9 protein-coding genes are annotated in these 12,574 nt (G+C 31.7%); 4 read left to right on the top strand and 5 right to left on the bottom strand.

Annotated elements, in window-relative coordinates:
* Position 1 precedes the first annotated feature (1 nt).
* Positions 2 to 568: a phosphatase PAP2 family protein gene (locus RR409_RS05655; RefSeq protein WP_332556756.1), complete on the top strand. Its 567-nt coding sequence runs from the start codon at positions 2 to 4 to the stop codon at positions 566 to 568.
* A 102-nt stretch (positions 569 to 670) separates the two neighbouring features.
* Here RR409_RS05655 and RR409_RS05650 read toward each other — a convergent pair whose 3' ends face one another.
* From RR409_RS05650 to atoD, 5 genes are all read right to left on the bottom strand, one after another.
* Entirely contained in the window at positions 671 to 1,561 is an 891-nt protein-coding gene (locus RR409_RS05650; RefSeq protein ID WP_332556755.1) for a polysaccharide deacetylase family protein, read from the bottom strand.
* Positions 1,562 to 1,590: 29 nt separating this feature from the next.
* Positions 1,591 to 1,863, bottom strand: coding sequence for a hypothetical protein (locus RR409_RS05645; protein ID WP_332556754.1), 273 nt, complete (start codon positions 1,861 to 1,863; stop codon positions 1,591 to 1,593).
* 329 nt (positions 1,864 to 2,192) lie between these two features.
* The gene (locus RR409_RS05640) at positions 2,193 to 2,354 is read right to left on the bottom strand and encodes a DUF1540 domain-containing protein (protein WP_332556753.1); all 162 of its coding nucleotides are present in this window, start codon (positions 2,352 to 2,354) and stop codon (positions 2,193 to 2,195) included.
* A 723-nt stretch (positions 2,355 to 3,077) separates the two neighbouring features.
* Complete coding sequence (locus RR409_RS05635; RefSeq protein WP_332556752.1) at positions 3,078 to 3,731, bottom strand: 3-oxoacid CoA-transferase subunit B; 654 nt, start codon at positions 3,729 to 3,731, stop codon at positions 3,078 to 3,080.
* Between the two features lies 1 nt (position 3,732).
* Positions 3,733 to 4,386: an acetate CoA-transferase subunit alpha gene (atoD, locus tag RR409_RS05630; RefSeq protein WP_332556751.1), complete on the bottom strand. Its 654-nt coding sequence runs from the start codon at positions 4,384 to 4,386 to the stop codon at positions 3,733 to 3,735.
* An 84-nt stretch (positions 4,387 to 4,470) separates the two neighbouring features.
* On the opposite strand from atoD, the gene RR409_RS05625 reads away from it, so the two are divergent.
* From RR409_RS05625 to RR409_RS05615, 3 genes are all read left to right on the top strand, one after another.
* Positions 4,471 to 4,698: a hypothetical protein gene (locus RR409_RS05625; RefSeq protein WP_332556750.1), complete on the top strand. Its 228-nt coding sequence runs from the start codon at positions 4,471 to 4,473 to the stop codon at positions 4,696 to 4,698.
* A gap of 108 nt (positions 4,699 to 4,806) precedes the next feature.
* Positions 4,807 to 8,259, top strand: a complete 3,453-nt coding sequence (gene addB / locus RR409_RS05620; protein WP_332556749.1) for a helicase-exonuclease AddAB subunit AddB — start codon at positions 4,807 to 4,809, stop codon at positions 8,257 to 8,259.
* A complete protein-coding gene (locus RR409_RS05615; RefSeq protein WP_332556748.1) occupies positions 8,240 to 12,532 on the top strand; it encodes a UvrD-helicase domain-containing protein in 4,293 nt (1,430 codons plus the stop codon). Before addB ends, RR409_RS05615 begins: the two co-directional genes overlap by 20 nt.
* Positions 12,533 to 12,574 lie beyond the last annotated feature (42 nt).

Here is a 12,574-nt window from a genome sequence, read left to right as displayed (position 1 = left end):
TATGGTCGATTTTTTACACGGAATTGATAAATCCATTGTAGATTTTGTTCATTATGGATTACAAAATGTTATCTTTGACTTTTCAATGCCTAAGATTACCTTTTTAGGGGATTCAGGGATGATTTGGATAATAATTAGCTTAATACTTATAGGTACAAAAAAGTATAGAAAAATAGGATATACCTGTGCACTAGCTTTAATTTTCAGCTTATTATTTACTGATTTGTCTATAAAGCAGTGGATTCAAAGACCAAGACCCATAACTATGTATCCTATAGAAAATTCTTTGATTAAAATACCCACTAGCTTTTCTTTCCCTTCAGGTCATACAAGTTCATCTTTTGCTGCTGCCTGGGTACTTTATAGAACTATGGATAAATACAAAGTGGGCTATTTATTATTAGCTGGGCTGATAGCTTTTTCTAGGATGTATTTATATGTTCATTATTTATCAGATATAGTAGGGGGATTAGTAGTAGGAATCATAAGCGCCACTTTAGCCATGATTATAGTAAACAAAATAGCTAATAGAAATAAAAATAAAAAAGAAACTAACATGGAAATTTAACAACACTACACCACTTTTAAGATAAACAATTACGAATATATAATAAAACAGGAGCATACCAAAACTAAATTTGATATGCTCCCTTTTTTATTATAAAATATATTAATTTACTTCAATAAATTGTGCTTTAGGTGAATCATGGGTTAACACATCAAACAGAAACCCTTGATTTTTTAAACCTTCAATTATTTCAGGAAGTGCTTCTACAGTAGTATCCTTTGGATCTAAGTCATGCATTAAAATATTTGCATGCTTAACATATTGACAGTCTTCTAGAATTCTAGAAACAATAATATGTTTTTGCTGCCTAAAGGTGGACGCATCAGTAGAGTCAACATTCCAATCAAAGAAGGTGTAACCCATGTTTGTGAGTTCCTGAGCAAGATTAGGCATAAATTGAGAAGATCTACTATAATTCCAACTTATTGTATTGTTTGATCCACCAGGAAATCTAAATATTTTAGATGGTTTTTCACCGGTTATTCTTTCTAATTCATCATCTAGCTTTTTCACATCAGCGAAAAAGTTTTCTTTTGAAGCATAGATTTTTGAATAATCATGACTATAGGTATGGTTTGCAAGAACATGTCCACGTTTTGAAATCTCTTTATACATATCTTCACGACCTGCTCTATAGTTAACAAAGAAGGTGGCTTTTACATTATATTTATCTAAAGTATCCAATATTTTACCTGTGTGAGATGAAGGTCCATCATCAAAGGTCAAATAAGCAAACTTTAAGTGTTTAATAGCTTCATGATATACTTTTTCCTTGTCTGTAATTTCAGATTCTAAAACAGTATTTTGCTGAGATAAGCTTTCAATAGAGGCTTTAACCTGTTGAAGTTCCACTTCAAGCTTTTTATTTTCTGATTTAGCTTGTATTACTCTACCTTGAAAAAATACTGTACCAAGGATGCACACGGACACTATAAGGAAAAAGGCAATCTTCCCAATAAGCGACAGAACATTGTTAGATTTAAAATGACTCATAATTTCCCTTTACCCCCATATCAAACGAATTATTGAGATGACTTTGGTAGAGAATTAATTTTATTCTCTAGTTCAGTTTTTGACTTTGTCAGTGAGTTATTTTTATCATTTAACTCATCATTTTGCTTTTTCAAGGTTTCCACTTGATTCTTTAGATCTTCATTAAGAAGTTTATACTCAGAAAACTTTGAGTTTACATAAGGTATTAGTGCTAGTACAGCAATACATAATATGCTGATAACAGTATATTTATTAAAGAATTTATTCTTTCTTTTCTTTGTGTTTGAAGAAACCTCTAACATAAATGATTTTCCCCCTAGTTTAGTTATAAAAATTTTCTTTATAATTTAATTTATTAAGTATATAAGAAAAAAGTTACAATAATAAAAAGACATATTTTGACCAATTTTACTAATAACACTCTCATAGATATTATATTATAAATTCAGGGGGTATTCAATGACATTATTCATTTAAAACGCTGAATTTACGACCTTCAAATAACTACAAATTATTTCACAAAGACATCTACGAAAATTAAATCCAAAAGGCAACATACATTTAAAAAAATTAAAAAACATAGCACTAAAATAAGTGCTATGTTTTTTAATTTTTTTAGGAAGATAATAAGTTATTGACCTAATTCAAAGCTACCACAATCTGTACATTCAACTTTGTCTGCATGACCTTCATGTTTTGTAACTTTAATTTGAGATAGTGTACAATAGTCGTCATCTTTACAATGATATTTACATTCGCTAACTATGCATCCTATGCTTTCATTGTGTTTCATATTAAATCATCTCCCATTTTTTTATTTGTAGTGAAAATAACTTTGAGATTATAACTAAATTTTATGAAGAAAGCATTTTAATCATCACTGATTTTATCCATGGACATTATATTTTTACGGGTACTAATTATACTAATAACAACTAATTATATTAATAAGCACAAATATGGTTAGTAAGCACTAATGTGATTAGTAAACACTAATACAGTTAGTGAACACTAATATAATTAGTAAATATTAAATAATTTAGTCACCATTATTTTTCTAATGTACATTGATAAATTAATGCAAATTAATGAATTAATAAGCATCAAAGTAGTGAGAATTAATAAATACTCCTCATAAAAAATAGTTATCTCAAAGTATTTACCAAACACCATATAACTGATATCCAGTAAATAATGAAAACTCACATACAGTAATTTTCATTACGAGTTTATTTTCTGCAAAAGGAAAGTTTTTATACTTTGTAAATTTTGATAAAAACCCAACTTAAAGGATTAAAATTAAATCGTTGTAAAAAATTTTAAAATGATTTTAAAAGGAAGGGACTTTGAGCCTCATTGGGAGCTAAAAATTTTAAGAGGCTATTACAGTGGATGGAGATGTTTTTTTAGGAACTAAGTTTATTTTGAAAATCGGGGAATAAAATTAATCTATTTATGATTTAACAAAGCAAAAAACACTGACCATAAAGATCAGTGTTTGTATTAGGAAAAATAATTACATTCTACCTACATTTTCAGGAATTATTAAATCTGCAAGAGTAGCATTTTTAACATCCTCAATAGTTGATTCTGGTCCTAGTTCTCTTAAAACTAAACCTTCTGGAGTAACTTCCATTACAGCCATTTCGGTAACAATTAAGTTAACTTGCTTTGCTGCAGTTAGTGGAAGGGAACATCTTTTTAATATCTTTGGAGCTCCTTTTGCAGTATGTTCCATAGCTACAATAACTTTTTTAGCTCCTACAACTAGGTCCATTGCTCCGCCCATTCCTGGAACTTTTTTACCAGGAATCATCCAGTTAGCAAGGTTTCCTTCTTGGTCAACTTCTAGAGCACCTAGAACTGTAGCATCTACATGTCCACCTCTTATGATTCCGAAAGATACTGAAGAATCGAAGAAAGCAGCACCAGGAACTACTGTAACATGTAAGCCACCAGCGTTAACTAAATCTTTATCTTCTTCTCCTTCAGCAGGAGCTGGTCCAATACCAACAAATCCGTTTTCGGATTGTAGTGTAACGTCTACTCCTTCAGGTATGTAATTAGCAACTAAAGTTGGAAGACCTATTCCAAGATTAACTACGTCTCCATCTTTTAATTCTTTTGCAACTCTTTTTGCAATAACTTCTCTAACCATATTCTTATCCATGTTATTTATCCCCCTTTGCAATGTAATCTACAAATATTGAAGGTGTCATAACTACATTTGGATTTATTTCTCCAACTTCAACTAACTCTTCAGCCTCAACGATAACTAAATCTGCAGCAGTAGCTATTATTGGGTTAAAGTTTCTAGTTGCATTATTGTAATAGACATTTCCTTTTTTATCAACTTTTGAACCAAACACTAGAGCAACATCAGCTCTTAATGGTGTTTCTAATAGGTACTCTTTTCCATCTACAGTGATTTTTTCTTTTCCTTCTTCAACTATAGTACCAATACCAGTTGGAGTTAAGAAACCACCTAGACCATTACCACCACATCTAATTCTTTCAATTAAAGTACCTTGTGGTACAAGAACTACTTCCATTTCATTTGCATTCATTTGACGTCCAGTTTCTGCATTTGTTCCAATGTGAGAAGCTATAGTCTTTTTAACTTGCTTATTAACAATTAATTTACCAACACCTCTATCAACAAATCCACTATCGTTAGCGATGATAGTTAGATCTTTAACACCACTTTCTATTAAAGCATCTATAAGCTTATCAGGTGATCCAGCAGCTAAAAATCCGCCAACCATAATTGTCATGCCGTCTTTAATGTGAGATACAGCTTCTTCAATAGTTATAACCTTATTCATAAATGTCCCTCCATACTTATAATTTTAAACATTTTCATTATACACCATATTAAAAAAAAATTCATTCAAAATTGGAACAATTTATTGGATAAATTAATAGCAATGATTTTACTTAAGGAATCAATAAATGAAAAACATGAATCAATTATTAGCAAAATTAAGGAGAAGCCACATGGGAATGTAAAATATCTTTCTTGTTACAGGAAAGTAAAACTAACTAATAACCTTAATAATTTCGCAAAAAAGGTGAATGTAAAAGCTAAAATAGTTATCTTTGAAGCTTTTACTAATATATCAGTAAAATATCCTTGATTATTATATTATTTAAATGAAATAATTATAATATAAGTTTATTCATGATACTTTCAAGCTACAAATGCTTTACAATAGAATATATAAAATTTTAGGATGTGAATTTATATGGGTGTTAGATTTATATATGGTAGGTCTGGTACGGGGAAGAGTTATACCTGTATTGAGGAAATTTATCAAAAGGCTATGGCAAAAGTGAATTATCCCTTAATTCTTTTAGTTCCGGAGCAACTTTCTTTTAGAGCAGAAAAGTCCTTAATTCAAAGAATAGGAGCTACAGGGATAAATAATGTTCATGTACTTAGTTTTAAGAGATTAGCCTTTACTGTGTTTAATGAAGTGGGAGGTATAACTCGTAAACACATGGATTCCACAGGAAAGGTTATGGTAATAAATAAGATTTTAAATGAAATAAGAGATGATTTGAGTATATTTGGACAGGTGTCAAAGCAAAGAGGTTTTGTGGATACGGTGTCTGAGGTAATTACTGAAATGAAAAGACATAATGTTACCCCAGAAACTTTAAGTGATTTAAAGGATAAGGTTTCTGATAATCCTCTTTTAGTTCATAAACTTACAGATATAGCACTTATTTATGGTAGTTTTCAAAATAAGCTTAATGAAGGGTATTTTGATCCAGAGGATGACTTAAGTATTCTATATGAAAAAATAGAAGAAAGTGAATTTTTGAAGGGGTCAGAAATTTGGATAGATGAGTTCAGTGGCTTTACACCACAGCAGTATAACATTATTGGCAAGCTATTTAAGTTATGCAAAGAAGTAAATATTACCTTGCCTTATAGTGGAAGAGAAGTAGTTAGTAAAGAAGATGTGACAAATCCTTTTTATCCTATATTTACTACAGAAAGTATAATTACTAAGGTGGCACAGGATTATGGTTATTATCCTAAAAATAATACTTATCTAAAAATAAATCACAGATTTAAGGATTCAGTGGAGCTTGGATTTTTAGAGAAGAATTACTTTAACGTGGGGATAAAGCCTTATGAAGGTGCAACAGAGGATATTAAAATATTCAAAGCACAAAATGCCTATGGAGAAATGGAGTATATTGCAAAGGATATTTTAAGATTAGTTAGAGAACAGGGGTTAAGATTTAATGATATTTCTGTGGTAACTAGAGATTTAGAGTCCTATGAAGAGATAACCAGGGTTATTTTCAATGAGTATGAAATACCACATTTTATTGATAAGAAGAAAGACATTTCTGGTAACCCTTTAGTAATTTATATCACTTCCTTATTAGAAATTTTTACGAAGAATTGGAGTGATGTTGCAGTATTAAGATATATTAAATCAGGGTTTAATAGTCTTTGTGCAAATGAAGTGGATTTTCTTGAAAACTATGTACTTCAATATGGAATAAAAAGTAGGAAACGATGGTTAGAAGATAGCTATTGGAAGGAAAATGAGAAATATCCAAACATCCTAGAAATCAGGGATAAAGTGATAACTCCAATAATCAACCTTCAAAAGAGCTTAAAGGGTAAAAAAACTGTTAGGGAAACTGCCACCAGTGTTTATAATTTTCTAACTCAATGTAACATATATGAAAGAATTCAAGGCTATATAGAAGTATTTAACAAAGAAGGAAACCTACTTTTAGTGGAAGAATATAGTGCAATTTGGAATTTGATAATGGAACTTTTAAATCAAATGGTAGAAGTTTTAGGAGAAGAAGTTGTAACTCTTGAGGAGTTTAATAGCATTTTTTCTACAGGGATTATGGAACATCAAATGGGATTAATTCCACCAGCTTTAGATGGAGTTATTGTAGGTAGTGCAGAGCGTATAAGAACTCACGAAATTAAAGCCCTTTATGTAGTTGGAGTTAATGATGGAGTTTTTCCAAGAGCAAGTAATGATGAGGGACTTTTCAATGATTCAGACAGATTTGCCTTTGCTGCAAACAATGTTAGTGTAGCAGATAACACTCTTCAACAAGCCTTTGCAGAGCAGTTTTTGATTTACAACACTCTTACTCTGCCAAGTGAGTACCTTTGCATATCCTATCCCATAGCAGATTCAGAGGGAAGAGCAAAACGTTATTCTATGATAATACCAAGAGTAAAGTCCACATTTAAAAATATTAAGGAAGAAAGTAATATAATTGAAAAATCCAGCGGGGATGTAAACTATGAGGACATAGTATCTAAAATACCTACTTTTAACAGGCTAATAACTGAAGTTAGAAGATATATGGAAGAGGATAAAATTCATCCAATTTGGAGTGAAGCTTATAAATACTTTATGGACCAAAGGGAATATGAGGATTTAGGAAAGAAGATTTTCAGTGGATTCACTTATGATAATACTGTGGAACAAATTAAAAAGGAAAAAATTCGAGAACTTTATGGTAATAGTTTTAGTGTTTCTAAGATAGAAAGATATGCTCATTGTCCTTTTGCTTATTTTGTTGAGTATGGACTAAGAGCTAGGGAAAGAAAGATATATACCTTTGCACCACCGGATCTTGGAAACTTCCTTCATAATGGTCTGGAAAAGTTTTCTGAAATAGTAGAGAAAGAAGGAGAAACTTGGGGAGCTTTGGAGGAGGAATTTTGCAAAGAAGCCATTGAGCAAGTGGTGGAATATCTAATTTCCATGGATGAAAACTCTATTTTAGTCAGTTCTAAAAGGCATGAATATGTAATAAAAAGACTTACAAGAGTGCTTTTGAGAATGGTATTAATCATTGATGAGCAAATGGAGAGAGGAAGCTTTAAGCCCCTTGGGTATGAAATTTCCTTTGGCTCAAGAGCTGATGATGATTATCCACCAATTGAAATCATTTTATCTAGTGGAGAAAAGTTAACTCTTGAAGGAAAAATAGATAGAGTTGATAAGGCAGAAATAGATGGAATTAATTATTATAGGGTGGTGGACTATAAATCAGGGAATACAGAGTTAAAGTTAAATGAAGTGTACACAGGACTTCAAATTCAGCTACTTACCTATCTTGATGCTATTTTAACTCTAGAAAAAACCTTAAATAAGGAAAATACAAATCCAGCAGCCATGCTATATCTTTCCATAGATGATCCTTTAATTCAACCAAAGAAGGAACTGTCGGAAGAAGCTCTTAAGGAAGAAATGTTAAAGAGCCTTAAAATGCATGGACTTATTATAAAGGACTTAAAGGTTGTTAAAGAGATGGATAAAACCATTGAAGAAGGAGGCGCATCCTCTGTAATTCCTGTAACTCTTAAAAAAGCTAAAAAGGGTGAGGATGAACCTGAGTTTTCAGATAGAGGTACTTCAGTAATAACCTATGAAGGCTTCAAGGTGCTAAAAAGGCATATGAAGGAAAATGTAGTTAAGATATGTGAGGATATGCTTAGTGGAATCATTGATATTGAACCTTGCAAAAAAACAAATAGTACTCAATGTGATTATTGTAGCTATTTATCTATATGTCAATTTGATAACACTTTAGGGCTGAATAAATACAACACTCAAAGAACTAAAAATAAAAAGGAAGTACTTGCACTAATTGAAGAGGAAGCTAAAGGGGAAGGAGATGAAAGAAGTGGAGAATAAAGAGGACAAAATCCAAAACTCAGAGGTTAAGTGGACGGAAGATCAACAAAAGGCTATTGATACAAGATATTGTGATATATTGGTTTCCGCAGCGGCAGGGTCAGGGAAAACAGCGGTATTAGTAGAGAGAATTATAAAAATCATAACGGATACCAACAATCCAGTGGATATTGATAAGCTTCTAATCGTAACCTTTACCAATGCAGCAGCAGCTGAGATGAGGGAAAGAATAGGAGAAGCTATATCGAAAAAGCTTGAGGAAAATCCAAACAGCCCAAACCTTCAAAAGCAACTTACTCTACTGAATAAATCTAATATTTCAACTCTACATTCCTTTTGCTTAAATCTTATAAGGAATAACTTTCATGTAATCAACTTGGACCCTAGCTTTAGAGTGGGAGACAACACAGAAATTGCCCTACTTAAAGGGGAAGCTTTAGATGAAGTTTTTGAGGAAAAATACAATGAAGAAAATGAAAGTTTTCATCATTTAATTGAGAGTTATTGTGATAATAAAAGCGATAAAATATTATATGAGTTAATTTTAAGGTTATATAGCTTCTCAATGAGTACTCCAAGTCCAAAGAAATGGCTTTTGGAAAAAGCAGAAGATTTTCAGGGGAAAGAAGGCTTTCAAGGGTTTTCTTTTAAAGATGATTTTGTAGAGGAAATAAAAGAAGAGTTAAATTTAGGAGAAAAGATTCTTAGTAGAGCTTTAAAACTTATTAACGAAAATAGTTTTTTAGAAAAATACAGAGGAAATATTGAAGCTGATTTAGATATCATCAATCAGTGCCAAAATCTTGTTGAAACTTCCATGGAGGAACTTTCAGACTGCGTCATGGGTAAAAGCTTTGGCAGATTGGCTAGTGTGAAATTTTCTAATGATGAGGAAAAAATTCTTGGAGAAGAAGTAAAAAGCTATAGGGAAAAAGCTAAGGGAATCTATAATTCAGTAAAAGAGAAAGTGCTTTCCTTTACTTCTCCACATAATGTAGAAAAAATGAGAGAGTTATACCCTCTTGTTCTTGAGCTTTCAAATTTGGTTATTCAATTTAAGGAGAAATTTGACAAGAAGAAAAGAGAAAGAGGAATAGTGGACTTCAATGATCAAGAGCATTTTGCACTAGAAATATTAAAGACCCTAGATGAAGAAGGAAGAGAAGTTCCTTCAGAAGTGGCCTTAGGGTTAAGACAAAAATTTGAAGAAATATTAGTAGATGAATATCAGGATTCAAATGATGTTCAGGAAGAAATAGTTAACCTAATTTCAAGAAAAAAAGCTGGGTCAAGAAATAGATTTATGGTGGGAGATTTAAAACAAAGTATCTATAGATTTAGAATGGCTAAACCAGAACTCTTCAAAACTAAAAAGGATACCTATAGTAAAGAAGAAGGTAAGGACAATAGAGTAATAACTCTTCATAAAAACTTTAGAAGTAGAGAAGAAGTTATAAATGGCATCAATTATATTTTCAACCTTATTATGAGCGAAAAGGTTGGAGAGCTTCATTACGATGAAGAGGAAGAGCTAAAACTTGGAGCAAGCTTTAAGCCTCTTGAAGGTCAAGGAGTTGTGGGTGGCCCTGTGGAGCTTCATCTTATATCATTAGATGATGAAGTTGAAAATGAAGATAATAAAGAAACAGAAGAAAAAGATGAAAGCGTTCACAAGGAAAATGAAGTTGCTAGCAAAGAAGAACAGCTTACGGATAATCTATCTGAAGATGAAAAAAGTGATGAGGATTTAGAAGAAGAAGAGCTTGATGCCATGCAAATCGAAGCTAGAGCCGTAGCAGAGAGAATAAAGGAATTAATGGAGAATAGGGGAGAGGAAACCTTTAAGGTCTTTGATAAACACCTTAAGGATTATAGACCTCTTGAATTCAAGGATATTATTATACTTCTTCGTTCTGGAAATAAATTTGCACCAGTATTTGTAGAGGAGTTTAAAAGACTAAATGTGCCATTATATGCTGAAGGGGGCTCAGGGTACTTTGATACAATTGAAGTGAAAACAATCATAAGTCTACTTCAAATCATTGATAACCCAATTCAGGATATTCCTCTTATTGCAGTACTTCGTTCACCTATAGGAGGGTTTTCTTCTCAGGAACTTACAGACATCAGATTAGTAGATAGAAAAATTAGCTTTTACGAAGCTATGGGTAAGTATGTAATTAAGGATAATATCATAAAAGATAAAGAAGCCTTGGACTTAGAAACAAAGAATATGGAAACTAAAGCTATGGAGGACATAAGTGACTCTAATGATAGTAAGTATCACCATGAAAAAGTTGGAAATCTTAAGGTTAAAATTAGGAGCTTTTTTGAAAGGCTACAGATGTGGAGAAATAGGGGAAGATATACTCCTATAAATAATTTGATTTGGGAACTGTCCATGGAAACTGGATACTATGGTTATGTGGGAGCCATGCCAGGAGGAACTCAAAGACAAGCAAACTTAAGAATCTTATTCCAAAGGGCAAAGGACTTTGAAAGAACAAGTTATAAGGGTTTATATAACTTTGTGAACTTTATCAATAATCTTCAAAAGACCAGTGAAGATTTAGGAGCTGCAAAAATTATTGGGGAAAATGAAAATGTGGTTAGAATAATGAGTATCCATAAAAGTAAGGGCCTAGAATTTCCTGTGGTGTTTTTATGTGGAATGGGTAAGCAATTTAACCAAAGTGATTTAAAAAATAAGATATTATTTCACCATGGGCTTGGGTATGGTCCTATGTACGTGGATTTAAATAAAAGAATCACTACCACCACAGCACAAAGGGATTATATTGCAAAAAAAATTCAAAGTGAAAATAAATCAGAGGAAATGAGACTTCTCTATGTATCCTTAACAAGGTCTAAGGAAAAGTTAATATTGGTTTCATCCCACAAAAAATTGGCTAAGAAGATTGAAACCTGGGGAGAAGCTGCAGGAGAGGAAGAAACTCTAATATCACAGCATTATGTCTCTTCTCAAAAAAGCTATATAGATTGGGTTGCACCAGCTATTATGAAACACGTAGAAGGTGAAATGCTAAGAACTTTCAATGAAAATATCAACATTGTGGATTTAAATGAAGACAATTCAAAATGGGCTATTTATTTTCATAATAAGAGTAAGTTTTCTAAAGTTGTTGAAGAGGCAGAACAGGAAGCCACTGTGGAAGAAAAGTTAAAAGAATTAGAAAGTACTTCAAATCAAGAAGAATACAGAAAAGTTATAGAAGATAGGTTAAATTATAGGTATAAATATGAGAAATCCACGGAACTACCAACAGTAATCACAGTTTCGAAACTAAAAAATATAACTTCTGTGGATAACAATTCAGATTATACTGAAAAATCAACCAACAACGAAGAATTAGATAAGGCTATTCTAGAAAGTGGTTCTCCTGCTAGCAATGATGGTAAACTGAGTTTTATAGAAGAAAGTTGCCAACATAATTATGATAATGATGAAACTTTTATAGTTGATAAACATCATAAGGTAAGCATGGAGAAAAATCTAAGTAGGGTTAAAGAAAATCAACAACATGATTTAAATGATATAGAAGCAATCCATAAAGAATATGGATTAAATTCCATTGATAAAGAAGTGGAGTTTGAAGATATATTTAATATAGGGGAAGAAGAAGCTTATATTGAAGAAAGATTACAAGACGATTATAACAGAACCTACACCAAGGCACTTATCAAAACTCCAGCCTTTTTAGAAGAGAAAAAGGGATTAACTCCAGCAGAGGTAGGTACTGCCCTTCATGGTGTTATGCAAAGATTAGATTTAACTAAGGTTTCTACAGTAGAAGAAGTACAAAATCAAATTAATGTGATGGTAATGAAAGAATTATTAACAGAAGAACAAGGGAAAGCAGTTAGAGCAGAAAAGATTTATAAGTTTTTTAGAAGTAACTTAGGCATAAGAGTATTAGATGCTTATAAAAATAATACTCTAAAAAGAGAGCTTCCTTTCCGTATGGAAATCAGTAGCACTTTCTTAGATAATTCTCTTCCTAAAGAAATCTATGAGGATGAAAAAATAGTTCTCAGAGGAATTATTGACTGCTATTTTGAAGAAGCAGGAGAGGCAATAATTTTAGATTATAAAACAGATTATGTACCTCATGGAGATGTTTCTATAGTAGTTGAAAGATACAAAACCCAATTAGACTTTTATGGGGAAGCAGTGGAAAAACTCTTAGGGAAAAAGGTGTCTCAGAAGTATTTATACTTATTCTCAATGGATAAAGAAGTGGAGATTGATTAAATCTAATAACCATCAATAATCAAATATCAAATGAAAAATTAG

The organism is Clostridium sp., assembly GCF_036642255.1.
GTDB lineage: Bacteria > Bacillota > Clostridia > Clostridiales > Clostridiaceae > Clostridium_J.
This window is presented reverse-complemented; position numbering and strand designations above follow the sequence as displayed.